At 44.8% G+C, this 25,268-nt stretch carries 24 protein-coding genes; 13 read left to right on the top strand and 11 right to left on the bottom strand.

Annotated features, from left to right (window positions below; genetic code table 11):
• Window positions 1–288 precede the first annotated feature (288 nt).
• A complete protein-coding gene (gene tal, locus EDC16_RS04870) occupies window positions 289–1,239 on the bottom strand; it encodes a transaldolase (protein ID WP_132965967.1) in 951 nt (316 codons plus the stop codon).
• Window positions 1,240–1,459: 220 nt separating this feature from the next.
• On the opposite strand from tal, the gene lptD reads away from it, so the two are divergent.
• The 5 genes from lptD (at window position 1,460) to mtnN (ending at window position 8,179) form a co-directional block, all read left to right on the top strand.
• The gene (gene lptD, locus EDC16_RS04865) at window positions 1,460–3,820 is read left to right on the top strand and encodes an LPS assembly protein LptD (protein ID WP_132965965.1); all 2,361 of its coding nucleotides are present in this window, start codon (window positions 1,460–1,462) and stop codon (window positions 3,818–3,820) included.
• Between the two features lie 28 nt (window positions 3,821–3,848).
• Window positions 3,849–4,535 carry a bifunctional protein-disulfide isomerase/oxidoreductase DsbC gene (gene dsbC / locus EDC16_RS04860; protein ID WP_132965963.1) on the top strand — a complete coding sequence of 229 codons (687 nt, stop codon included), beginning with the start codon at window positions 3,849–3,851 and terminating at the stop codon, window positions 4,533–4,535.
• A 315-nt stretch (window positions 4,536–4,850) separates the two neighbouring features.
• Complete coding sequence (recJ, locus tag EDC16_RS04855; protein WP_132965961.1) at window positions 4,851–6,566, top strand: single-stranded-DNA-specific exonuclease RecJ; 1,716 nt, start codon at window positions 4,851–4,853, stop codon at window positions 6,564–6,566.
• Between the two features lie 52 nt (window positions 6,567–6,618).
• Window positions 6,619–7,446, top strand: a complete 828-nt coding sequence (locus EDC16_RS04850) for a thioredoxin domain-containing protein (RefSeq protein ID WP_132965959.1) — start codon at window positions 6,619–6,621, stop codon at window positions 7,444–7,446.
• A gap of 40 nt (window positions 7,447–7,486) precedes the next feature.
• Window positions 7,487–8,179 (top strand): 5'-methylthioadenosine/S-adenosylhomocysteine nucleosidase, encoded by a 693-nt coding sequence (gene mtnN, locus EDC16_RS04845; RefSeq protein WP_132965957.1) that lies wholly within the window; start codon window positions 7,487–7,489, stop codon window positions 8,177–8,179.
• A 34-nt stretch (window positions 8,180–8,213) separates the two neighbouring features.
• Here mtnN and EDC16_RS04840 read toward each other — a convergent pair whose 3' ends face one another.
• The gene (locus EDC16_RS04840; RefSeq protein WP_132965956.1) at window positions 8,214–8,876 is read right to left on the bottom strand and encodes a trimeric intracellular cation channel family protein; all 663 of its coding nucleotides are present in this window, start codon (window positions 8,874–8,876) and stop codon (window positions 8,214–8,216) included.
• Window positions 8,877–9,039: 163 nt separating this feature from the next.
• Between EDC16_RS04840 and EDC16_RS04835 the strand changes: the two genes are divergently transcribed.
• On the top strand, window positions 9,040–10,218 hold the full coding sequence (locus EDC16_RS04835) for an MFS transporter (RefSeq protein WP_132965954.1): 1,179 nt from the start codon (window positions 9,040–9,042) through the stop codon (window positions 10,216–10,218).
• 414 nt (window positions 10,219–10,632) lie between these two features.
• A complete protein-coding gene (locus tag EDC16_RS04830; protein WP_132965952.1) occupies window positions 10,633–11,907 on the top strand; it encodes an NRAMP family divalent metal transporter in 1,275 nt (424 codons plus the stop codon).
• Between the two features lie 69 nt (window positions 11,908–11,976).
• Here the strand turns inward: EDC16_RS04830 and EDC16_RS04825 are convergent, their stop codons facing one another.
• The 8 genes from EDC16_RS04825 to argC all read right to left on the bottom strand — a co-directional run bounded on the left by EDC16_RS04825 (window position 11,977) and on the right by argC (window position 18,730).
• Complete coding sequence (locus EDC16_RS04825; RefSeq protein WP_132965950.1) at window positions 11,977–12,351, bottom strand: fluoride efflux transporter CrcB; 375 nt, start codon at window positions 12,349–12,351, stop codon at window positions 11,977–11,979.
• A gap of 15 nt (window positions 12,352–12,366) precedes the next feature.
• Window positions 12,367–12,981, bottom strand: coding sequence for a glutathione S-transferase N-terminal domain-containing protein (locus EDC16_RS04820; RefSeq protein WP_132965948.1), 615 nt, complete (start codon window positions 12,979–12,981; stop codon window positions 12,367–12,369).
• A gap of 9 nt (window positions 12,982–12,990) precedes the next feature.
• Window positions 12,991–13,812 (bottom strand): Cof-type HAD-IIB family hydrolase, encoded by an 822-nt coding sequence (locus EDC16_RS04815; protein ID WP_132965946.1) that lies wholly within the window; start codon window positions 13,810–13,812, stop codon window positions 12,991–12,993.
• A 108-nt stretch (window positions 13,813–13,920) separates the two neighbouring features.
• Window positions 13,921–14,229, bottom strand: a complete 309-nt coding sequence (locus EDC16_RS04810) for a DUF2288 domain-containing protein (RefSeq protein WP_132965944.1) — start codon at window positions 14,227–14,229, stop codon at window positions 13,921–13,923.
• A gap of 222 nt (window positions 14,230–14,451) precedes the next feature.
• Entirely contained in the window at window positions 14,452–15,225 is a 774-nt protein-coding gene (locus tag EDC16_RS04805; protein WP_132965942.1) for a Slam-dependent surface lipoprotein, read from the bottom strand.
• Window positions 15,226–15,455: 230 nt separating this feature from the next.
• Complete coding sequence (gene argH / locus EDC16_RS04800) at window positions 15,456–16,829, bottom strand: argininosuccinate lyase (RefSeq protein WP_132965940.1); 1,374 nt, start codon at window positions 16,827–16,829, stop codon at window positions 15,456–15,458.
• A 92-nt stretch (window positions 16,830–16,921) separates the two neighbouring features.
• Complete coding sequence (gene argB / locus EDC16_RS04795; RefSeq protein WP_165894192.1) at window positions 16,922–17,695, bottom strand: acetylglutamate kinase; 774 nt, start codon at window positions 17,693–17,695, stop codon at window positions 16,922–16,924.
• Window positions 17,696–17,707: 12 nt separating this feature from the next.
• Entirely contained in the window at window positions 17,708–18,730 is a 1,023-nt protein-coding gene (gene argC, locus EDC16_RS04790) for an N-acetyl-gamma-glutamyl-phosphate reductase (RefSeq protein ID WP_132965936.1), read from the bottom strand.
• Window positions 18,731–18,884: 154 nt separating this feature from the next.
• On the opposite strand from argC, the gene argE reads away from it, so the two are divergent.
• The 6 genes from argE (at window position 18,885) to EDC16_RS04760 (ending at window position 23,844) form a co-directional block, all read left to right on the top strand.
• Window positions 18,885–20,027, top strand: a complete 1,143-nt coding sequence (gene argE / locus EDC16_RS04785) for an acetylornithine deacetylase (protein WP_132965934.1) — start codon at window positions 18,885–18,887, stop codon at window positions 20,025–20,027.
• A 396-nt stretch (window positions 20,028–20,423) separates the two neighbouring features.
• Complete coding sequence (locus EDC16_RS04780) at window positions 20,424–21,260, top strand: hypothetical protein (RefSeq protein WP_132965932.1); 837 nt, start codon at window positions 20,424–20,426, stop codon at window positions 21,258–21,260.
• A gap of 177 nt (window positions 21,261–21,437) precedes the next feature.
• Complete coding sequence (locus tag EDC16_RS04775; RefSeq protein WP_132965930.1) at window positions 21,438–21,899, top strand: hypothetical protein; 462 nt, start codon at window positions 21,438–21,440, stop codon at window positions 21,897–21,899.
• Window positions 21,900–21,902: 3 nt separating this feature from the next.
• Window positions 21,903–22,433: a tetratricopeptide repeat protein gene (locus EDC16_RS04770; protein WP_132965928.1), complete on the top strand. Its 531-nt coding sequence runs from the start codon at window positions 21,903–21,905 to the stop codon at window positions 22,431–22,433.
• 319 nt (window positions 22,434–22,752) lie between these two features.
• Complete coding sequence (locus EDC16_RS04765; RefSeq protein ID WP_198362756.1) at window positions 22,753–23,136, top strand: imm11 family protein; 384 nt, start codon at window positions 22,753–22,755, stop codon at window positions 23,134–23,136.
• 12 nt (window positions 23,137–23,148) lie between these two features.
• Entirely contained in the window at window positions 23,149–23,844 is a 696-nt protein-coding gene (locus EDC16_RS04760) for a hypothetical protein (RefSeq protein ID WP_132965927.1), read from the top strand.
• Between the two features lie 119 nt (window positions 23,845–23,963).
• Here the strand turns inward: EDC16_RS04760 and EDC16_RS04755 are convergent, their stop codons facing one another.
• Entirely contained in the window at window positions 23,964–24,947 is a 984-nt protein-coding gene (locus EDC16_RS04755; RefSeq protein ID WP_132965925.1) for an amidohydrolase family protein, read from the bottom strand.
• Between the last annotated feature and the right edge of the window lie 321 nt (window positions 24,948–25,268).

The following is a 25,268-nucleotide window of genomic DNA, read 5'->3' as shown; positions in this document are numbered from 1 at the left end:
CTACGCTACAAGACGAGTTGATGCTCTAGGGGCGGTCAAGCTGTGGATAACGATTCGGTGCTGTGTTGCTAGTATACTTTATTTTGAATATACAAGGGGCGGATTATATATCCGCCCGTTTGCGAAGTGCGGCATAAGTACTTAATCAATAAAGGAAAAATGCAAAGTGCGGTTCGGGCGGATATATAATCGGCCCCTACTTTTACAATATTAATCGTGTATTTTAACCTTTGTCAGCAGTCTGAACCGCACATTAAAGTGCGGTTTTGTTTTAAGTAGCGGGCAAACTTACAGTTTGGTGCTCAGCATTGCTTCCAACTTCTCTTGGTCAGCGGCGAATTTGCGGATACCGTCGGTCAGTTTTTCCACTGCCATCGGATCGCTGTTGTGCTGCCAATAGAATTGTGCTTCGCTCAGCGGCGCTGGGCGCTCTTTTACGTTGCCTTTGAAGTCTAACTTACGCTCTAGTGGTTGATTGCTCTCTTGCAACTCTTTCAACAAGCCCGGCGCAATAGTCAGGCGATCACAGCCAGCCAACTCGGTAATTTCGCCGATATTACGGAAGCTGGCACCCATTACCACGGTTTTGTAGTCGTAGGTTTTGTAGTAGTTATAAATTTCGGTCACTGACACCACACCCGGATCTTCGTGCGGCGCATACTCTTTTTTATCGCTATTGGCTTTGTACCAATCCAGAATACGACCGACAAACGGAGAGATCAGGTAAACGCCGGCTTCGGCACAGGCACGGGCTTGAGCTTGTGAAAACAGCAGGGTCAGGTTGCAGTTGATACCCTCTTTTTCCAGCACTTCTGCGGCACGGATACCTTGCCAAGTGGAGGCGATTTTGATCAGAATGCGTTCATTGCTGATGCCGGCTTGGTTATACAATTTGATCAATTTACGCGCTTTTTCAATCGTGGCTGCGGTGTCGTAAGACATGCGAGCATCGACTTCGGTCGAGATGCGCCCCGGTACGATTTTCAGAATTTCCAACCCGATATTCACCGCCAATTTATCTTCGGCATCAATCAATTGCTGTTTTTTATCGTCGCTTTGCTGTTTAGCATAAGCGATAGCATCATCAATCAACGGCGCGTATTGCGGCAGGGACGAGGCGCTTAAAATCAGGGACGGATTGGTTGTTGCATCTTGCGGCTGATAGGTTTTAATGGCTTCGATATCACCGGTATCAGCAACCACCACAGTGATTTTACGTAACTCTTGTAATTGCGACATAGTTTTTCCTCATTAAGTGAACTGAATAAAAAATCACTTCATTCTACCCTTATTAAGGTCAAATGTGCCAATCATTTCTGAGGCGAATATTGAGACCAATGAAAATTTTTGTCTGATAGTCCGACAGAGGAAAATATTCGCATGATCAATGGAGGGATTTCGAGTACAATCAACCCAGTTTCGCTGTTTTATCACCATTTTTATTAGCTTGGGTTACAGAATGAAAAAAAATACTTATAGCCTGCTGGCGACCCTGATTCTGAGTGCATTATACGGCACTGTACACAGCAGTGCGGCGCAAGCAGATTTGCGTCAGCAGTGTCTGTTGGGCGTACCGCACTTTAGCGGCACACCGGTTAGCGGCAACCCGAATGATTTGCCGGTGTACATCGAAGCCAATCGCGGTGAGATGTTGCATGCCACGGAAGCAACTTATCAGGGCGATGTGGATATTCAACAGGGAAACCGCCGTTTGCAGTCGCAATATGCAAAAATTACCACGCAAGATAATGCCGGGCAGCTGACCCGTTTTGCCTATATTGACGGCGATTTGCAATACCGTGACGAGCAGATCGATTTGAAAGGCAGCAACGCCAAAATTAATCTGAACAGCAAAGACAGTGATTTGCAAAATGCCGATTACCAATTTGTCGGTCGCCAAGGACGTGGTACCGCACAACAGGCGGAGATGCGTGAGCGTTACCGCACTTTGCACAATGCGACTTTTACCTCTTGCTTGCCGAATGATAATGCCTGGTCGATCGAAGCCGATGAAATTCGTCAAGATTTGCAAGAAGAAGTTGCCGAAATGTGGGGAGCGCGTTTTAAAGTGCTGGGCGTGCCGATTTTGTATTCACCCTATTGGCAATTGCCGTTGGGCGACCGTCGCCGCAGCGGATTGTTAATGCCACAATTTAGTATGTCGAGTCGTGACGGCTTCAGTTATGCACAACCGATTTATTGGAACATTGCACCGAATTATGATGCGACCTTTACCCCGAAAATGATGACAGATCGTGGTTTACAGTTGCTGACTGAATTTCGTTATTTGACTCAGTTTGGTTTGGGCACGGTGGCGACGGAATATTTGCATCGCGATCGTTTAAAAACCTATCTGGGCAACAATAAATCACGCCATCTGTTTTTCTGGCAACATGCTGCGACATTTGGTGATTGGCGTTTGAATGTGGATTATACCAAAGTGAGTGATAAGCGTTATTTTAATGACTTTAGCTCGGAATATGGCAACAGCACCGACGGTTATGCCACTCAAAAATTCAGCTTGGGCTATTATCAGCCGAACTATAATTTGGTGATTTCCGGTAGGCAATTCCAGATTTTTGATGAGGCTGAAATCGGACCGTATCGTGCGTTGCCACAGATTGATTTTAACTACTATAAAAATGGTTTAGCCAATGGTTGGTTGGATTTTGCGCTGTTTTCGCAAGCCGTGCATTTTGATAACGACAGTTCGTCTATGCCGAAAGCGTGGCGTTTTCATGTGCAGCCGGAGTTGAATTTACCTCTAAGCAATGACTACGGCAGTTTGAATTTACAAACCAAATTATATGCAACGCATTATCGCCAAACTTCAGGCAAAGGCGAAAATGCAGAAGCAGTGCAGAGCAGTGTCAATCGGGTGCTGCCACAGTTTAAAGCCGATTTACAGACTATTTTATTAAATTCCAAATCGGTGTTTGAAGGATACACTCAAACCCTCGAGCCGCATGTGCAGTATCTGTATCGACCGTATAAAAACCAAAGCAATATCGGCGCGCAAAATGTGGATTCGAATTACCTTGGTTTGGGCTATGACAGCGCCTTGTTGCAACAAGATTATTTCTCGCTGTTTCGCGATCGTCGCTACAGCGGCTTAGATCGTATTGCATCAGCCAATCAAGTAACCGTCGGTGGTACGACCCGCTTTTTTGATCAACATTCTGAAGAGCGGTTTAACTTTTCTTTGGGACAAATTTACTATTTGACCGCTTCGCGTATTGATGAATCAGAAGACAACAGCACCAGCCGACACTCTTCTTCTTGGTCGATGCAATCCAATTGGAAAATCAATTCCGACTGGAACTGGCGTGGCAGTTATCAATATGATACGGTCTTGAACAAAACCGCACTTGCCAATACGGTGTTGGAATTTAACCCGAGTGGTAATAATTTGGTGCAATTGAACTATCGTTATGCCAGCCAGGATTATATCAATCAAAATTTACAAAGTGGCGCTAACAGTTATAATCAAGATATCAAACAGATCGGTGCGACGGTGGCTTGGGATATAGATGACAACTGGGCGATTATTGGTCGCTATTATCATGATGTCGCCTTAAATAAACCGGTGGAACAATATGGCGGCATTCAATATAACAGTTGTTGCTGGAGTGTTGGCATCGGCGCACGTCGTTATCTCACCTCAAGTAACCGCAGTGATACTGCAGATCAGGTGTTTTACGATAATTCGGTTGCTATCAATTTTGAAATCAGGGGATTAGGCAGCAACTACTCCAGCGGTTTGCGCAGTATGCTGCAAAAAGGCATGCTACCTTATGTCAAGCCGTTCAGCTTGGAATAACACACTATTAAAATAATTAAGGAAAACCATGAAAAAATCTATTTTGCTCGCCACAACGTTGTTCAGTAGTCTGGCATTCGGTGCTGATGCAGAGATCAATCAGCACCTTTCGGCACTGGGCATGACCAATATCGAGGTGCAACCTGCACCGATAAAAGGTATTAAATCGGTCGTTTCGGATCAAGGAATCTTCTATGTTTCTGAGGACGGCAACTATATTTTACGTGGCGATTTATTTGAATTTAAAAACGGTGAGCTGGTCAATTTGAGTGAAAAAATATTGTTCGGCAAGTTAAATGCGTTGAGCGATCAAATGATTGTTTATCCGGCAAAAAATGAAAAATATGTGGTGACGGTGTTTATGGATATCACTTGTCATTATTGCCATTTACTCTACAGCAAAAAAGACGAGTACAATAATTTGGGCATCACCTTACGTTTCTTGGCGTTTCCACGTGCCGGGTTAGACAACCAAACCGCACGTCAAATGGAAGCAATCTGGCAGGCGAAGGATCGTAATCAAGCATTAGATGCCGCAGAAAACGGTGATGTGCCAAAAAACCTGATGACACCGGATATCGTGGCGCAACACTACGCCTTGGGACGTCAATATGGCGTGCGTGGCACCCCGAGCATCGTCACCGACAGTGGTGAAATGATCGGTGGATATCTGCCGCCGAAAGAGTTATTAGCTGCCTTGCAGGAAGCGCAATAAATTTTTGTTGAGCATATTATTGAACATAGTTCAACAGCTAAGCCCTGATTTATCAGGGTTTAGCTTATTGGCAAAGATATTTAATGAGGCAAAGTAGGGGCGGATTGTATATCCGCCCGCTTTCGAAGTGCGAAATAAGTATTTAATCTACAAAGGAAAAAATCAATATTCAGTTCGGGCGGATAGTTAATCCAGCTCTACTTTTACAATAAATATTGTGCGTTTTCACCTTTGTAAGCAGTCTAATGCCCTGATTTATCAGGGTTTAGTTTATTTTTATCTTTTTAGTTTTAAACAACAGGTTCAATCTTCAGCGTGAATAAAATTATCTGCCGTCGCCAAGCGGAAACCATTTTTCCTTTGGGAGACAGCCCGTTACTTAACCGTATTTTTTCAGTACGGGGCATTGCCAGTCAACAGCAGTTAGACCGCACTTTGAAGTCCCTGTTGCCGCCACAGCAACTCAGCGGCATGTCGGCGGCAGTCGAATTGTTGTTGGCCGCTCGGCGTGAACAGCAAAAAATTGTGATTGTCGGTGATTTTGATGCAGATGGCGCCACCAGCACCGCACTTGCAGTATTGGCATTACGTAAACTCGGCTTTCAACAGGTTGATTACTTGGTGCCGAACCGTTTTGAACAAGGCTACGGTTTAAGTGTCGATGTGGCGAAAATGGCGTTGGAAAAGCAAGTGGCATTGTTGATCACGGTGGATAACGGTGTTTCCTCATATGAAGGCGTAGAGTTCGTTAAAAAGTGCGGTGTGAAGGTGATCATCACCGATCATCATTTGCCACCGGAGCAATTGCCGAGTGCCGATGCGATTATCAATCCCAATTTAACCGACTGTAACTTTCCGTCAAAATCGCTTGCCGGAGTAGGGGTTACTTTTTATTTGATGCTGGCAGTGCGTGCTGCACTGCGTGATCGAGGTGAAATTGTGGCCTCAGAACTGCCAAATTTTGCCGAACTTTTGGATCTGGTCGCATTGGGTACGATTGCTGATGTGGTGCCGTTAGATCAAAATAACCGTATTTTGGCACATCAAGGTCTGGAGCGAATTCGTGCTCAACGCTGTCGCTACGGCATTCAGGCGTTGGCAGAAATTGCTAATCGCGATCTCAGTCGTTTCGCCGCTTCGGATCTGGGCTTTGCCATCGGGCCAAGATTAAATGCCGCTGGGCGTTTGGATAATATGAGCGTTGGGGTCGAGCTGCTGTTGGCAGATGATATGCAGCTTGCCCGCCAATTGGCACATGATTTGGATGCGCTGAACCAAATTCGCAAAGAAATTGAGCAAGGCATGAAGCTGGAAGCTTTGCAAATTTGCAGCCAATTACACGAGCTGGAAAAGAGCTTGCCTTATGCGATAGCATTATATCGTGCAGACTGGCATCAGGGCGTGTTGGGTATTTTGGCTTCGCGGATTAAGGATCGATTTCATCGTCCGGTGGTGGCGTTCACTCAAGATCAGCCGGGGGTGCTAAAAGGCTCGGCGCGTTCGATTGAAGGACTGCATATCAGAGATGTGTTGGAACGCATTGACCAGCGTTGTCCGGGCATGATTTTGAAATTTGGCGGACATGCGATGGCGGCAGGCTTGAGTATTGACGAAACCCGTTTTGCAGAGTTTCAGCAACAGTTCCTTGAGATTGTATGCGACTGTGTGGCACAAGAGCAGTTGACCGGCACGATCTGGAGCGATGGTGAATTGTCGCCAAGCGAGATGAATTTACAAACTGCGGAGCTTATTGCAGCTTGTGGCCCCTGGGGGCAAGCTTTTCCAGAGCCACTGTTTGACGGTGAGTTTAGCGTATTACAACAGCGTTTGGTGGGCGGACGGCATTTAAAAATGCTGTTGCAACCACAGGGTAGCACCCAGTTATTTGATGCGATTGCGTTTAATATTGATCCGCAGCGCTATCCTGATTTATCGATAAAAACGATAAAAATTGTCTATAAATTGGATATTAATGAGTTTCGTGGTAACCGACAGTTGCAGTTAATGGTAGAATATATGCAGCCTAGCTAAAAATAGCCTAGGATACGAATTAAGTGGGATAAGCTCCAAAGAGATAGTGGTCATGAAAAACAGAATAAGTCGGCTAAGCTGGCTAAGCCGGCTATGGCAGCTTGGGATAGTGTTGGTACTATGTTTTCCGTCAGCTTGGGCACAGACGCTAGATGGTACAGAGCCAGCTAAAAATCTGACATCGGTTGGCGGCGCAGCAGAAAGTGCGGTTGCCGAGCCAACAGAACCTGGCATTTCTTCTGATACTGATGCCAGCGTTGACGAATCTGTTTTTCAAGACGGCAAAGACTATTTTTCTTATACGATTCCGATCAAATCCACTCCGATTGATGGGCGAATCGAGGTTAGGTTATTTTTTAGTTATGAATGTGCTTATTGTCTGACGGCGTTTGATAATTTAAGTTTGTATCAACGGCTGCATGATGAGCAAATTCGCTTGATTTTACAACCGATAGCCACCGAAGATGCGTTGTTTGGACCGAATGTCTATTATAGTTTGAATAATCTGGATCGTCAGGATCTGGCGGAGCTGCTGTTGTTTGATACCGCGGCTGAGCATCAAGGGAAATCTTCGTTGATTGAGGGCGAAAATCTTTATCACTGGCTGATAAAGCACAATGTAGCGCTGGATCAGTTTTTAATGCAGATCAAATCACAGGCGGTCGCTGAAAAAGCCAAAGAGGCGGTGGAAGCAACCGAGAAATATGGGGTATTTACCAGCCCGTTTGTGGTGGTTGGCGGGCAATATGTATTAACCAGCAGCACCTTGTACAATGACGATTATACTTTTGCCGTGATGGATTTTTTGATTTCACGGATCTTACAACAACAGTCGCCTGCCTTTGCCAACGCATCGAATAACTCGAATAAAATACAGTAATAATAAACAACCATCAACAGACCCTAATCAAGGAAGCAAAATGAAAATCGGAATTGTTGGCGCAATGCTGCAAGAAGTAGAAATTTTACGCAATAAAATGAGCGATGTGACCACACACCAGATCGCCGGTTGCACCCTGTATCAAGGCAGCTTGCATGGCGCTGATGTAGCGCTAGTCCAGTCCGGTATCGGCAAAACGGCGGCAGCCATGGCAACAACTGCGCTGATTTTGTTGACCAAGCCGGATTGTGTCATCAACACCGGATCTGCCGGCGGAATTGCTGCCGATTTGGCTATCGGTGATGTGATTGTTTCTACTGAAACCGCCTACCATGATGCGGATGTGACTGCTTTCGGCTATGCGAAGGGGCAATTGCCGGGTTGTCCGGCAACCTTTGCTTCGAATCAGGCACTAACCGAATTGGCGCAAAAAGTGGTTCAGGCACAAGGCAAAAGTGCGGTCAAAGGTTTGATTTGTAGCGGTGATCTGTTCTGTAACGATCAGCAGCAGATTGCACGGATTAAAGCCGATTTTCCAGAGGCGGTTGCGGTGGAAATGGAAGCTGCGGCGATAGCACAGGTCTGCTTCTCATTCGATCTGCCGTTTGTAGTGGTGCGTGCAGTGTCAGATGTGGCGGATCAAGTTTCACATATCTCGTTTGATGAATTTCTACCGCTAGCGGCACAGCAATCTTCCGAGATGGTTATTGCAATGTTGGCAGAGTTGCAATAGAAACTAACGTTTGATCCTATTGCAAGCACTAGTGTTATTTTTTTCGGTTCTCACGCCATTTTGCCAACAGCGGTTTAGGCGGTTCCGCTTGCTCCTGATAATCGAATACCGGCAGCGAAAGATGGAAATAAATCGCCAGCAAGCGGATTCCAAAGCCGCTGATTAGAGTAACAATCACCACCAAATTGTGTGAAATGCCTAGATAAGGCAAGCCCAGATAAATTGCGGTGGTCAGCAAGGCGACACTGGCATACAGCTCTTTTTGAAACACCAACGGAATGCGATTGCACAGCAGATCACGCAGCACGCCACCAAAGGCACCGGTCACAACCGCAGCAACGGAGGCGATGATCAAGCCGTGCCCCATATCCAGCGCCACTTGGGCGCCGATAATCGAAAAGACAATCAGCCCCAACGCATCCAACACCAGAAATACTGTACGAAAATAACGCATCAGCGGTGCAACAAATACAGTTGAAACCGCAGCACAGGCAACAATCATAATATATTCGGGATGTGCCACCCAACCGAGCGGATAGTGTCCGAGCAGCATATCACGGATGGAACCACCACCGATGGCGGTGACCGCACCGATAATAATCACCCCAAACAGATCCATTTTTTCCCTTCCGGCGGCCAAAGCACCGGTGATCGCTTCGGCGGTGATACCGATAATATAAAGCGTTGTCAGTAACATAGTTGAATAGTTTGAATAGAAATTAGCAGATGGAATAGAGTAAGAGGATTTGGGCTTTTGATAAAGAAAAATTTGCGCCGGACAGCATTTTTGTGATCAATATCTTGTGCTAACCTCAGGTTAGATTAGAATGTAACCATTCTGTTACAAAAATGAAAATACGATGATAAAAATTAAAACCCGCGACTATTTTTTGGCGACTTTGGTGCTGTCACTGTCGTCTTTTTTGGTTTTTAGTAATTTATACGTCGTGCAACCATTATTATCACTGTTTGCTGAGCGTTATGCCGTCTCTCTGAATGCAGCAAACTGGATTTTTGCTGCTGCCTCGCTAGGTATGAGCCTGTTTTTGATCCCTTGGGCGCTGCTTGCCGATCGCTACGGTCGCCGCTTGGTGATGTTGTTGAGCTTAGGTTTGTCGGCACTATTTTCTCTCAGTTTGGTATTCAGTGATTCGGTTGCGGTTTGGATCGGATTGCGTTTTTTGCAAGGAATGGCATTGGCAGGCTTGCCGGCGGTGGCGATTGCCTATATCAGTGAAGAATTTGAAACGGAGGCTGTGATTCCGGCGGTCGGGATTTATATTGCGGCAAACTCCATTGGCGGTATTTCAGGCAGGATTCTCGGTGGCGCATTGGCAGATTGGTTCGGGTTGAATGCTCCGATGCTGTTTACCGCACTTTTGACGTTTGCCGGTGCGTTGCTGACCTATTTTTATCTGCCGCGTGAACGTTATTTCAAACCACAGTTATTGGCATTTCGCACCATTCTTGCCAACTTGTGCGGACATATCAAAAATCCATTGCTGTGGCGTACATTTTTAATCAGCGGCATTTGTTTCGGTATGTTCATCAATATGTTTTCGGTGGTCGGTTTACGCTTGCAGCAAGCACCTTGGCTGTTCAGCACTATTCAGGTCTCGCTATTGTTTCTTTGCTATTTGAGCGGCACTTTTGCAGCCTCGATGGCAGGACGTTTCAGTCGCCGTTTTAATGCGCCGCGCGGCATGTTGATCGGTTGGTTAATCCTCATGTTCGGTATGCTGTTGTTGGTGAGCGATGTCGTGCTGATTTTAGTCGCCGGGCTGCTGTTGTGTAGCATTGGTTTTTTCTTTACACACGCCCTTGCCAGCGCTTGGGTCGGCAAAAATGCCACTCATGCCCGCGCTTTAGCATCCGCACTTTACCTCTCCAGTTATTACCTCGGTGCCAGCGTCGGCGGTGAATATTTGTTGACCGTTTGGCAGCATTTCACTTGGATCTGGGTGCCACTTGCCGCAATGTTACTGTTGCTGCTGGTGTTGTGGCTACTGTTCGGCATTTTCAAACAACTACGACGTTAGTGCTGATTCAAAGCATATTCTGCTGTCATTATTTTGTGACAACGATTTTTGAAATCGTTAAAGTAGATTGCCAATCCCTTAAATAATCAGTAAACTCGGTTATCTTTTTGAAAAACAGTTCAATTTTAAATAAGAAACAAAAAATATTTTACGCTATTATTTGTAATTAATTTGGTTTTTTATTCTAAGTTGAAGATCAAAAATGATGAGAATGTTCGGTGCTTTTATAAAAATAAAAGATAATCGTCACGTTTTGCTGACACGCTACTTTGGCTTTTGAATTGTTTTTCAAATTGATTTTTTATTGCACTAAACCTAAAACTAAGTTTGGCACGTGCTGAATGGTAAATAACACGGCAGATTTAGTCTTAGGTTTTTATTCATTTTTAAGAACCACAAATAGGAACCACCAATATGACAAATAACAGTGAATCACTGCAAGCACCAACAGAAGAAGCCTCGACTGCCCGCAGTAAATTACAGGCTTTAGGCCCCGGCATTTTAATGGCATCAGCGGCGGTCGGCGGCTCGCATTTGATCGCTTCGACCCAATCCGGTGCGATTTACGGCTGGCAGCTGGCGATCATCATCATTTTGGCTAATCTGTTCAAATACCCGTTTTTCCGCTTCGGCGCACAATATACGTTGGATACCGGCAATACGCTGTTGGAAGGTTATCGTCAAAAAGGGCGGTTTTATCTTTGGATTTTTACTATTTTGAATATCTTTGCCACTGTGGTAAACACAGCAGCGGTTGGTCTACTATGTGCGGTGATTTTGACGTTTGTATTGCCGTTTAGCGTACCGGTGCCGATCTTAAGTGCTATGGTGCTGGGCGTCAGTTTTCTGCTATTGCTGTTGGGAAAATACCGCGTGTTGGATGGTGTGTCTAAACTGATTATGATCTCGTTGACCATCGCCACAATTACCGCTGTAGCGATTGCAATGATGCGTGGTGCGGTGGCTGCGCCGGATTATGTAGCAGCAACGCCATGGAATTTAGGTGCGTTGGCGTTTATTGTGGCATTGATGGGCTGGATGCCGGCGCCGATTGAAATTTCTGCGATCAATTCCATGTGGGTGGTAGCAAAGCGCCGCTTGACTAAAGTCTCTTATCGTGACGGTCTGTTTGATTTCAACGTCGGTTATATCGGTACTGCAATATTGGCGCTGGTCTTTTTGGCATTAGGTGCGTTGGTGCAATACGGTTCCGGTGTGGAAGTGGAGAAAGTCGGTGGACGTTACATTGCTCAATTGATCAATATGTATGCGGTGACGATCGGTGAATGGTCGCGGCTGTTGATCGCTTTTATTGCTTTTGCCTGCATGTTCGGCACTACCATCACGGTGATTGACGGCTACAGCCGCAGCAATGTGGAAGCCATACGCTTATTACTGAACAAACAAGAAGCCCGCCAAGGTTACTTGAACTTGTCGATGTTTTTCACCACGGTGGCAGGTTTGGCAGTGTTGTTTTTCTTTAACAATGCACTGGCGCCGATGTTGCAATTTGCGATGATAGCCTCGTTTGTCACCACGCCGATTTTTGCTACCCTGAATCTATTGCTGGTGTTAAAAGGCGAGCATAAAATCAGCAAAGGCTTATATTGGCTGTCTGTCATAGGCTTGATTTATTTAACCGCCTTTGCGCTGTTGTTTATCGTACAACAACTGGGATTGTTGGGATAATCCCCTATTTTACAATATTAATCGTGTATTTTAACTTTTGTCAGCAGTCTGGGTCTGTCTAGACAGACCCTAGTGTAGCCATCTCCATAAATAAAAGCCAAGTGCGGTGCAAAGCAGGGCACCCAAGAGGTGGGCGGACACCACACCGAATCCATTCAGCCATTTGTCGCTCAGCAGCTTTTCGATTACTTCCGCCGAAAATGAGGAAAACGTGGTGAAGCTGCCCAGAAAACCGGTGATTAAAAACAACCGCCATTCGGCACTGACGGTGGGAAAACTGAGAAATACGCCCATTAAGATGCCGATCAGCAAACTGCCGAGGCAGTTGGCAAGCCAAGTACCGAGCGCCATTTGATTAAACAGCGGATTAAGCCACAACGCCAGCAGCCAACGTGCCGTAGCGCCCAAACTTGCCCCACCGCACAATAATAATAAGGTTTGCATTTTTAGCCTTTTCTTCTAGCTTTGATAGGGCTTGGTGCTGGCAAGACACGGATAGGTTGCGTTCATCTGTTGCGCCCAGCAATCTAAGTGCGGTACCACTTCTGCTGGATTGATGCCGATAACATTCAGGCGGAAATGGAAGAAATCGATCACGCACACCACATATAATGTGGCGATATTCAGTTCCGTACCCAGCTGTTCTAAGCGTTGTTCCAGATAACGCAACGAGCGGATATTGCGTTCCATCATCTGCTGATGACGGCTGTGCCACCACTCTGCCGGATCGCGCAGCATACGCTCGCCCAAATACATCAGGGTATTTTCCATGATGCCGTCGGCGATGGCGTGGAAATTCAACAGCTGCCAGCGGTTTTCCCCTTGCGGAAACAGCGACGGTTTTTTGCCGAGACTGTCGAGATATTCTGCGATTAAGCTGCTGTTAAACAGCCACTCGCCCTGATCGGTTTGTAATGCCGGAATACGCCCGAGCGGATTGTCCTGATTGTGCGGCGATTCCGCTTTGGCGGCGACGGTCGGCAGCAGCTCAACTTGTTGTTCCAGTTGATGATAAGCAATCACTGACCGCACTTTGCGCACAAACGGGCTAGTAGTGGAGTACCAAAGTTTCATGCTGACCTCTTAGACCAAATTAAATAGCGCACGCAAATAAGCGGCGACCGATTCATCACGGTTCAGTCCGATTTGCTGCAAGTGCGGTAGTGCTGCTTTCACTCGTGGATCGGCATTGCCCATCACACAGCCGCGCCCGACTTCGCTCAGCATCTCAATATCATTCATGCCGTCGCCAAAGGCGATGCAATCGCTGAGCGCATATTGGCGATCTTGCAGCAAATGCGCCAACGCATTGGCTTTGGTCACCCCTTGGTTCATCACTTCTAGGCATTGCGGAGTGGAGTAGGTGATACTGACTTGATCCGCATAGCGCTGGCGGATTTGTTGTTCGACCATTGCCAAATCGGCAGCAGTGCGCCCGACAAAAAACACTTTTTCCGTGCCTCTGCCGTGATGGCGGCTGAAATCGATCACGTTGTAATCAAAACCGGAATCTTTGTGGTATTTGCGTAACTGTTTTAAATCCACATTGATAAACCACCCGTCGTCTTGATAGGAATTCAGAATCACATTATTGTGGTCAATCTCCAGATTCATCAACTCAAACGCAATCTGTTCCGGCAAGCTGTTGCTGTAGAGCAAATTGCCGTGCAGATCATGAATTCGTGCGCCATTGGAGGTGATCATCGCGGCACGTTCAGATTCAATTTTGTTCAAAATATGTGAAACGTCAATATGGTTGCGTCCAGAAGCCAAGATGATATCAATCCCTTGATCTTCCAAGCGTTTAAGGGTTTCGGCACTGTAGCTGCCGACGATATGTTGGCTGGTGAGCAATGTGCCGTCCAAATCGGAAACAACAGCACGGAAAGAGCGGTTAAATGACATAATCTATCCTGAATGAAGAAAAAACAAACTGACTACGGCTAATCATAACAAAGTGCGCTATGCTTTGTACGCTTTATTCGTCAAATTATAAATAAAGATCAACAGACCCTACTGTAGCGTCGGGGATTTATCCGCCACCGGCTGCACCAACACCCACGGCGCCAGCACCACTGCCCACAGTTGTTGATTGGTCTGATAAAAATCCAGTGCCTGCTGTTCGCTGACCGGTGCGATTTTTTGTTGTTCGATCAGCTCGGCAATATAAACACTGTTATCCTGCAACATCGCTTGCGCCACTTCCAGCAAATTTAAGCTGGGGGAAAGATACAGTACCCGCCCGCGCGCAAAGTGCGGTTGCAGCTCGTGCCAGTGGATTTTGGCGGTGTGTTGGTTGAGATCGGAGTTATCAAATGGCATAAATTGACTTGATTAGAAATTTGGGTAAATTATAGCAGAAATAAGAGCCACTGGGGGATTCAGAATGCTCATTTTAAACCTTAGTAAAAATCGTTGTTTAGCCTTGTATGACTTACCGTGCAAGGCAGATAGTTCCGTGCACGATTTTATCGTACACGGCTAAGCATAATTGAGGGGCTTTGCGCCTCCTCTTAAGTTATGTTTGTCAGCGATTTAAATGATTTACTGCTTTTGTGCTGCAAAAACAGCATTCCAACTGGTATTATCATTAGCGGCTGCTAAACCACCTAATTGTTTTGCATTTTCCCCGAAAAATTGTCCCTGCACTTTTCCTTCTACAACTTCATTGACTGAAATTGCTTTCCCATCAAATTGGTTGCCGGTAATGTTTGCTTCGATGGTTACTGCTGTCATACTGGCATCTAATTTACCATTCAGGGTTTTGTTGCCAAAATCAACCTCAAATGTTGCCGCTCTTGTATTTCTACTTGTTTCATATCTACCTTGTGCTTCTGAGGAATAAAGGAATTCTCCTTTATAGGTGGCTTGACCTTCTTGTGGTATTTGTGCAACATTTGTTGGGATTCCGTTATAGAATAAATATTCATTTTCAACACCGAACACACCACCAATTTTGACTGAGTCATAGCTACCACAGCAAGTATTTTGATTGTTAAGTGCTGCCCAAGTACCACTATTTATCCCTGGGATTGTTATATGGATTGTCTGACCATCAACAATAATTGATGATAAATTAGTAGTATTTAAGTTTTCTATAACTCCATTTCCATTTTTAATTTTTAAAACTTGCCCCGTAGTATTATTGGTTTCCGTATTAGGTGTGTTCGGGGTATCAACATTGGTAGTCGGAGAAGTGGCATTATCGTTGATCGTTGTTGTGGTATTGCCACTGTTATCGCCACCACCGCCACTTCCGCCACAAGCGGTGATTAAGCCGAGGCAAAGTGCGGTTAAACTCAGTTTGATGAATTGCATAGGTCATTCCTTATTTATAGAAGTTATGGCTGAAAAGATCTTTAGAACAGACTTGTAAATATTACGTGAAGATAGCTTACACTTCAAATGGGATGCTACACGCATGACACAAAGTATGATCGTGATCAATTTTTGGCGGCTTTTTAGGCGTTAATCTTGACGAGAAAAGCATAAAAAACGCCACTGATTGTTATCAATGGCGCTATCTAAACCGAGAATGGAATTTTAAGTTATGCCGACCGCACTTTGGCAGCGGCAATCGCTTCAGTAACTCGTTGTGGAGCAACGCCGCCTTTGGCGCAGCGTTTGTCGAGGCAGGATTGCAGTGACAGAATCGGGTAAACATCGTGCTCGATGACCGAATTGAAACGTTTGAACTCCTCAAGGCTTAATGCTTCCAAGGCTTTTTGTTGCTGAATCGCATACACCACCACTTCGCCGACAATGTGGTGCGAGTCGCGGAACGGAATGCCTTTGGCGACCAGATAATCCGCTAATTCGGTGGCATTGGAGTAGCCTTTCAGTGCGGCTTCTTGGGTTTTTTCACGGTTGACTTTAATGTCGTCCAACACCAATGTTGCCATATCCAAACAGTCGTGCCAGGTATCCAGTGCGTCAAAAATACCCTCTTTGTCTTCCTGCATATCTTTGTTATACGCCAGCGGTAGACCTTTGACCGTCATTAACATGCCGTTTAACGCCCCAACCACACGCCCGGTTTTGCCGCGAATCAATTCACAGGCATCCGGATTTTTCTTTTGCGGCATTAACGATGAACCGGAAGTGACTTTGTCCGACAGCTCGACGAAATTGGCTTCGCCGCTGTTGAAAATAATCAAATCTTCGGCGAAACGGGAAAGATGCACCATGCTTAACGAAGCGGCAGACAGCAGTTCTATGATGTGATCACGATCGGACACCGTATCCAAACTGTTATGGGTGGCAGAGGCGAAACCGAGATCCAGCGCCAACTGCTCGCGGTCAATCGGATAGGCTGTGCCGGCCAGCGCTCCGCAGCCGAGCGGACAACTGTTCATGCGTTGATAGGCATCAGCAAGGCGTGAATAGTCCCGTTCTAACATTTCGAAATACGCCAGACACCAATGGGCAAAGGTGACCGGCTGTGCCCGTTGCAGGTGGGTGTAACCGGGCATCACCGCACTTTGATTGGCTTCGGCGGTCGCGATCAGCTTGTGTTGCAGCTGGCGGATGGATTTTTGCAGTTCGGTGACTTGCCGTTTACACCACAGTTTGATATCCAATGCTACTTGATCGTTACGGCTGCGGCCGGTGTGCAATTTTTTGCCTAAGTCGCCGACTTTTTCGATCAGTTTGCTCTCGACCCAGCTGTGAATATCCTCATGATCGTCTTGCAGGATAATCTGTGGATCGGCGGCAACCACGGCGTGCAACGCTTGCAACGCTTGTTCCAGCTGTTGCTGTTCAGCGGCAGTTAAAACCCCAACGGCAGTCAAGGCTTTCGACCAACCGATTGAACCTTCGATATCCTGCTCCGCCAAGCGGTAGTCAAACACCAATGAATCGTTAAATTGTTTAAACCGCTGATCCGCCGCTTGCGTGAAGCGCCCGCCCCAAAGTGCCATAAAATTCCTCTTTTGTTGTTTAAATTTTTAGTTTTTTAGTAACAAGACGTTGAGCTTTTTAATCCGCCCCGCATTTGTTGTCTATGTGTTGTCTATGGACAAATCCGTGTGCCGACAATTTCGCCGCTTAACAGGGCGGTCAGCTTGTCGGGATGTTTCCAGTTGGCGATGTCCACGCCACGACCTAAATCTTTTGCCGCTTCCAATGCTGCATTGACCTTGACGATCATGCCGTCGGTGATCACCCGGTCTGCAATCAACTGGGCGATTTGCGTGCTGTCGAGTTGCGCAATCCGTTGCTTATTGGCATCCAATACACCGTCCACGTCGGACAACATCACCAGATCCGCATCGATCAATTTGGCGATGGTAATCGCCGCTTGATCGGCATTGACGTTCATCAAGCGCCCTTGTTTGTCCAAACCGATTGAGCTGATAATCGGCAGAAAATCCGCTTGTAACAGTTGTGTCAATAGCGTTGGATCATTGGCAGTCACATTAGCAACGTGGCCTAACTCCTCATCAAACGGCTGCGCTTCGGTCATATTGCCGTCGCCCAGAAACAGCCCGACCGCATTCAGCTGCATGCTTAAGGCTTTTGCCAGCAGGGTTTTATTGGCAATACCGGCCAGTGCGCCGACGATAATATCAATCTGATCGCTCGGCGTGATGCGCAAACCGTTCTTTTTTGCCACCGGCAAATTCAGCTTTTTCATCAAGTTATCCACCACAATGCCGCCGCCGTGTACAATCACGATTTGGCGCTGGTGTTGTTGGCGATAGTGGCGAAGTGCGGTCAACAGGTTATCCATGGCTTGAGGCGTGTCGAGCAACACACCGCCGACTTTTAAGACTAAGGCTCTCATCAGCTGCTCCTATTAAAATAATCCGGCGGTTTCCGGGAAGTTATAACGGATATTGGCACATTGCACCGCCTGTGCCGACGCGCCTTTCAGCAAATTGTCCTCTGCACCGACGATAATAATGTGTTGATCTTTGACGGCAAAGGCAATATCACAGAACGGGGTGAATTCCACCTGTTTAATTGCCGGAAAATGACGACCGCACAAGCGCACCAATGGGCGGCCGTGATAGGCTTGCTCAAACGCCGCTTGCACTTGCTCGGCGCTGACACCGGCTTTCAGTTTGGCGGTGATGGTCGCCAAAATGCCACGTTTGAAATTGCCCAAGTGCGGGGTGAAAATCACGTCGCAGCCCAAATGGTTGGCGATTTCCGGCTGGTGGCGGTGGTTAAATACGCCGTAAGCGTTCAAACTGACTTCGCAGAAACTGCTGGTCAGATTGGCTTTGCGTCCGGCGCCACTCACACCGCTGACGGCATTAATCACCGGCAGCTGGGAACGGTCAATCAAATCATTTTCCAGCAGCGGTTTCAGGCTCAGTTGTGACACGGTCGGATAGCAGCCGGCAACCGCCACCAAATCGGTCTGTTTGATCTGTTCGTGGTTCCATTCCGCTAAGCCGTAAACCGCACTTTGCAACAGTTGCGGATGTTGGTGTTGGAAGCCATAATATTGGGTATAAAATTCAGCGTTATTTACCCGATATGCCCCGGACAGATCGAACACTTGGCAGCCGGCATTGAGGAAAATCGGCGCATAGTCGTGGCTGACCTCATGTGCGGTAGCCAAAAAAACCGTATCAAACTGCTGTGCCAAGTTGCCGATTTCGGCGTTGTCGGCAGGCAACGGCTGCAACGGCAGATCGACCAAACTGCGCAGCTGCGGATACAGATTGGAAATCGGTTTGTTGGCATCGGCGCTGTTGCTTGAAACATACAAGCCGCTCAGTTCAAACTGTGGATGACGGTTTAAGATCAGGGCAAGTTCGGCACCGGTGTAACCGCTGGCACCGACAATGATGGCTTTTAATTTTGACATAGGGTAGGCTAATCCTTATAAGTGGCAAAAAGTTAAAGCTATTGTATGTGATTTATACATGATTTGCACCACGTTAAATAAAGTTTAAGAATGATTAATTATGCATAATTTTGCATAATTATTGAAGTTAATCCCCCTATTATCAGGAAAAAATATGTCAATACCGCACTTTCTCGAGTTATACCGCACTTTAATCGGTTTGCCGACCATCAGCAGTTTGGAGGCGGAGCAGGATCAATCCAACCGCACTTTGATCGAAACTCTGGCGGATTGGTTGGCAACGCTGGGCTTTAAAACCGACATCATCGCGGTGGAAGGGACGCGCGATAAATACAACCTACTGGCGAGTTACGGTGAGGGCGAGGGTGGACTGCTGCTGGCCGGACACACCGACACCGTGCCGTTTGATGCCGGGCGCTGGAGTTTTGATCCGTTCAAACTGACCGAACAAGACGGCAAATTTTACGGCTTGGGCACGGCGGATATGAAAGGCTTCTTCGCCTTTGTGGTGGATACGGTGGCGAATTTGGATCTGAGCCAACTGAAAAAACCGCTGCGTATTCTTGCCACCGCCGATGAAGAAACCACCATGCTCGGCGCCCGCACCTTTGCTAAACATGCGCATATTCGCCCCGACTGTGCGATTATCGGCGAACCCTCTGGATTACAACCGATCCGCGCGCACAAAGGCTATATGGGCAATGCGGTGCGGGTGATCGGCAAATCGGGGCATTCCAGCGATCCGGACAAAGGGATCAATGCGATTGAAATTATGCATCAAGCGACCACGCATCTGATTGGACTGCGTGATACGCTGCGTGAAAAATACCGCCACGACGGGTTTGTGATTCCGTATCCGACCATGAACTTGGGCAATATTCACGGTGGCGATGCCCTCAATCGGATTTGCGCCTGCTGCGAACTGCAATTCGACGTGCGTCCGTTGCCGAATCTGGAATTGAAAGATCTGAACGAGATGATGCAGCAAGCGCTGCAACCGTTAATCGAACGTTGGGGCGATCGTGTGACCCTAACCGCACTTTACGAACCGATTCCCGGCTACGAATGCCCGCATTCGGCGCAAGTGGTACAGGTGGTGGAAAAACTGCTGGGAGAAACCGCGCAAACCGTCAACTACTGTACTGAAGCGCCATTTATTCAGCAGCTGTGCCCAACTTTGATCCTCGGCCCCGGCTCGATCGAACAGGCGCACCAACCGGATGAGTTTTTGGAAACGAAATATGTGCAACCGACTAGAGATTTATTGGCGAAGCTGATTGGGCATTTTTGTTGGTGATTTTTAATGTTAATTTATTAATGGCTCATGAAATTATAATCCTTCTCCCTTGATGGGAGAAGGTGCCCGAAGGGCGGATGAGGGGGAATCAGCAAGAATAAGGATAATAGTATTTGTGCCTTCATAATCACAGTATACTATTTTTACTTCATCGCCTCTTACTTCTTTCAGCCGCATACTTTTCAGGATACCACCCGAATATGAAAGGGCTAGATAAAAGTATCTATAGAAGCATGGAAACTCAGATTCAAAGACGTATAAAAAATCTAAAACCAGGAACTGAAATAAGAAAAGTAATAATTGCTTGGGATGAACTTATTTAAGTCCTATTAAAGGAGAAGAAATGGCAAAAGAAATATATAAAAATTATCCAGAAATTTTAAAAGCTTTAGGGTTATGAAAATAAAATATAGAATTACAAACAGTTTTGATAAAGAACAAGTATTCATATTGGAAAAATTAGGAATTGAAGTAGAGGTTGGATATGATAATTTTTATCTTTATGAAGACAATATTCACTTTGCAGAAATTGAAAAATTGGTAATTGAATGGGGTATGGGAAGTTATCCAGAAACAGAATTTTCTGAGTCTGACAGGGAAAAGGCAGTATATTTAAATATAAGTCCAACCAAGATATTTGGCTACCCTCAGCCAGAAGATGCCGAATACGAATATCCTTTTGATATTTATCCATATCTTAAAGATGTTTTTGAAATAGCAAAAACAGACCTTGAATATGGTGTGTTAAAAGGTAAGCAAATAGGTGGCTTTAGGCTAAAAAAAGAGCCGAATTGGGGGCGTTCATCGATTGGGTCAGCTCATTGGATTTCAGATTTTATTTTTGCAAAGCCCGAGGTCTATCAGGAAATATTTCAACCCTTGGGAATAAAATGTATGCCGGTATTGGAATATAACACAAAGAAAGAGTTAAAAACTGTAGTCCAGCTTGTACCTCAAGGAATAGCTAAAGCAAACCTGAATATAAAGCAAGAACAAATCAACGAAATACAAGAAGTAGAGAGTTGGGGGATTAAAAAATATATATTATTTGACAATGATTATTATCCAAGCTTTGACAGTAATCCGGGAGATTTCGATTTTTTTGTTACCCAAGAATATTTTGGTTCCGGAGGAATAACAAATAGAGAGGTTATTATTTCCCAAAAACTGTATCGGTTGCTCAAAAAACATAAGATTAAAGGATTGTATTATTCCCCTATGAATTTTAAATAACAAGAAATGGAACTGAAGGACACACTTGAATAAAATAAGAAAAGATTGGAATAGATTCTACGACCTATATAAGAAGTCGGGAACATCTCCGACAAAGCAAAGTATTTTGGATTACGCAAAACATATAGGAAAAAAATACGGATATTTATTTAATCCACCCATAAAATAATAAATAAAATGACTGAAAAAATTGAAATGTACAAAGATTTACCTGAACACTTGTACGAATTATTTGATAAAATGACAGATGAAGCGTATGAATTATTTTTGAATAAAAAATATGATGAATCTTTAAAAAAGTATGAAGAGTGCTTGGGAATATTTCCTGATCCAAAAGGAGATTATGGCGATTATTCAAATGTAATAGAATGGATGATTGAAAAATATTTAATAATAGAAGATTATCAAAACGCAATTATGTGGGTCGAAAAACTTGGAGATTATGTAAAAAATAAAGAAATAATGGGCGACTGGGAGTTTTTGAGAGGCATAGTATATTTTGAATCAAAAGATTGGAATAAATCTCTAAATAATTTTAAAGCAGCTGTAAAAAAAACAGGATTGCGAATATTCAGAGAACAACCTGAAAAATACATAGATTTCTACAAAAATCCTGACAAGTATATTAAAGAGCAATAAGGTATGCACGAATTATCAGATGAGCTATATGATTCCATAATGGATGATTTGGAAAGAGGTGATGACTTATCCGAAAAGACACACTTCAAAACGGCGTTAGTCAATTACCAACGTGGGTTAGATAAAGTACCCAACCCTAAAGCAGATTGGGAAATAGCACTGCATCTCTATACAGCATTAGGCGATTGTTATTTTAATTTGGGAGAATATGAAGTTTCAAATGATAGCTATAATCAAGCTTTGAAATGTCCGGACGCACTGGATAACGGTTATGTGTGGTTAGGTCTTGGACAATCCTATTATGAATTGGATGATAAGGAAAAGGCAAAAGATGCTTTGATGAGTGCTTATATGCTTGAAGGAAATGAAATATTTGAAGAACAGGATGAAAAATATTTTGAGTTAATAAAGCAGTATGTAGGCGAGGATAATATTCCTGACCAAGATAGTGAGTCCGATAATCCACAAGGTGATTTGCCTCGTTCAAAGAACCGCCCACCCGGCACGACTTGGTCGTTGCTGGACGAAGAATAAGAGATAAATAAGGTGAAAAGAAAAAGCTGGAAAAAAAACAAAGGTAAATTCTTAGAATTGTTTGAAAAAAATGTGAAAGACCCTGTTAGAAAAAACCCTGAAATACTTAGAAAATCAGGTTGGAAATAAAATATATTTAGAAATGAAAAAGAACATTTACTCCTTAAGGGAACATGAAGATTACGAAAAAGACAGCTATGGATATGCTGAGTCTCCTGATGAAGTGGATTCGATATAGATATACCAAGGTCAACCTTTAAAAGAAGGCGAAGAAGATAAAAATTGGGAAGTGCCAATATTTTGGACAGAGTATGGCAAGTTGGCTGATTATCTGGATAACGATTGTAACTGGGCATTATGTTCGGCTAAGATGAGAGATGTGATAGAAAAGCATGCCAATAACAGTTCTGAAATAACGTGGATACCCGTAAAAGCAAGAGATGGGGAAACGATAACCCCTTATTATGCTATTTTGATTGAAAAAGCATTCGAAGAAAATGTGGCGGTTAATTACGAAAAATCAAGAAAATTAAGAGATGGAGAAATCTATTCACCCCATTTCAATTACGATGTGGTTAAAGATAAAGACATATTCACGTTAGAGGATTACCCTAGTTATGTCTTCATTTCTGAAAAATTAAAAGATATTCTTGAAAAATCAGGGGTAACAGGTGTTGGTTTTGGAAACTGGCATGCTTCTTAAAATATATGTGATATGAGTCAAGCAAATGTGTTTTTTATAATAAAAAGTGAGGATTATGATGATGTACCCTATGGCTTCGTATTTTCTGAACCCGACATTTCTCCCAAAGAAATAAAAAATGTAAATAACCCTGACCTATGGGAACCACTGACAATGGAACTAAGGGATGGCAAATTTCCTGATTTTTTGGTTAATGACCTTGATATTCCCCTTTTCTCTGAAAGACTGAAGGGTATAGTTGATTCCTTTGTCAGTGATGCTAATTATATCAATTGGTTTCCATTTGCCATAAAAAGTAAAACCGAAATAAGAATATACTATTTCTGTAAAATAAACATTTATTCAGACGATTGTATGGATTTTGATAAATCTATTAAAGACGGAGAGATGATAATAGTTCCATATTTTATAACAAGTGGAATAAAAAGCATTTTCAGAGTAAAAATAGATTCCGGTTATTTATTTGTTTCAGAGGATTTAAAGAATGTGATAATTGATAATCAAATAACAGGTTTGGAATTTGCTAATTGGGATAAAATTGATTCCAATACATTAATAGAAATGAAGGATGATAGTCCGATAATAAATCAACCCTACAAAATCCACGAAGGAAAAGCATACACCAAAAAAGAATGGGAAACGTTTCGAGAAGAACAAAAGAAAAATCGCACACCCGGCACGACTTGGTCGTTGCTGGACGAAGAATAAGATATAAAAGCATGCTATTTTTTACCTCATTACCTCATTACCTCATTACCTCATTACCTCATTACCTCATTACCTCTTGCTTTTTTCAGCAGTATCCTTTTCAGGATACCACCAAATTTTTAATCCAACCCCAGCACCTTACGCCCATTGACACTGGCGATGTTGATCATCGCTTCGATATCCGGGAAGCGGCAGCCGGCGGCGAGCAGGCTGAGCTCTTGCCACATGTCGCCTTCGCACAACGGCACCATGTAGTCACAGATATTGTCGGTGCCGATGGCGACGGTGATGCCTTCCGGAATCATTTCATCGGCTGGGGTCAGAGCGTTGTGGAACGGCATTAAGTCTTCTTTACGGTTGCTGTCGATCCATGCCATCGGGCAGGCGATCATCATCAGTTGCGCTTGACGCATTTTTTCATATAGCCGATAGCGGTATTCTTTAGGATGTGCGCCAATGGAGATGCCGTGAATGGCGGCAACCCGCCCTTGCATACCGTGTTCGATGGTTTTGTCGCACAGCATCTCAGTCTCTTTTTCGCGCGGTGTGTTGAATTGATCAACGTGAACGTGGCACATAATGCCGCGTGATTTGGCGGCATCCATCAAAATATCAAATGCTTCTTCACCGCGTCCGTAATCCAGTTCATCACGATACGGCAAGCCACCGATCATATCCACCATATCGGCGCCGATGTCAAACCATTTGCGTGCGGTTGGCTCGATTACACCTTTCAGCGTTTGGTTGGCAAATTTCAGAATAATATCGTTTTTATACATTTCACGTGCACGGTGGGCGGCGATAATCGCTCGGTCTTCACAGACCGGATCGATGTCCACAAAGGTACCAAATGCCGTAACGCCCTGTTGAATCATCATCTCAATCGCTTGGCAAAAGCGGGCGTAGTAGTCGTCGACACTGGAGTTGCGTTTGATTTCGTCGACTAAATCCCATTTTTGTTGCAGATTGCAAGTGCGGTAAATATCAATTTTTTCCGGCGTCATGGTGAAAGCGCGGTCGGCGTGGGCGTGAGAGTTGACCCAACCGCCTTTTTTGATAATTTCATCGCGAATATAGGTATTAAACGTACGAACGTGTTGCATTGCGGTTACTCCATAAATTAGCTGTCAAAATAGGAATCAATCGAATGGTGCGTAAAGTTGCGGAGCTAAATTGCGGGCAAAAAAAATCCCCACTGGCGGAGGATATTTGTTGATCAGATAACAATAACGACAATAGGTTATGCAGAGATCGCATAACGGTTTTATTGGCGACAAAAGTGCGGTTATTGTTAAATGAGCGAGTTTGCATAATTCTAGTTCCTGATGGGCACTAGAATGATAGTATAAATAGTTGCGGCGCGGAAATAAAGCGTTTTTTCAGAACAGCAATTGCCGAGGCGAATTTTTAGGGTTGTGTTTGAG

The sequence above is a fragment of the Testudinibacter aquarius genome (assembly GCF_004342725.1).
GTDB classification, from domain to species: Bacteria; Pseudomonadota; Gammaproteobacteria; order Enterobacterales; family Pasteurellaceae; genus Chelonobacter; species Chelonobacter aquarius.
The sequence above is the reverse complement of the archived record's forward strand: the minus strand, read 5'-3'. Positions and strand labels throughout refer to the sequence as shown.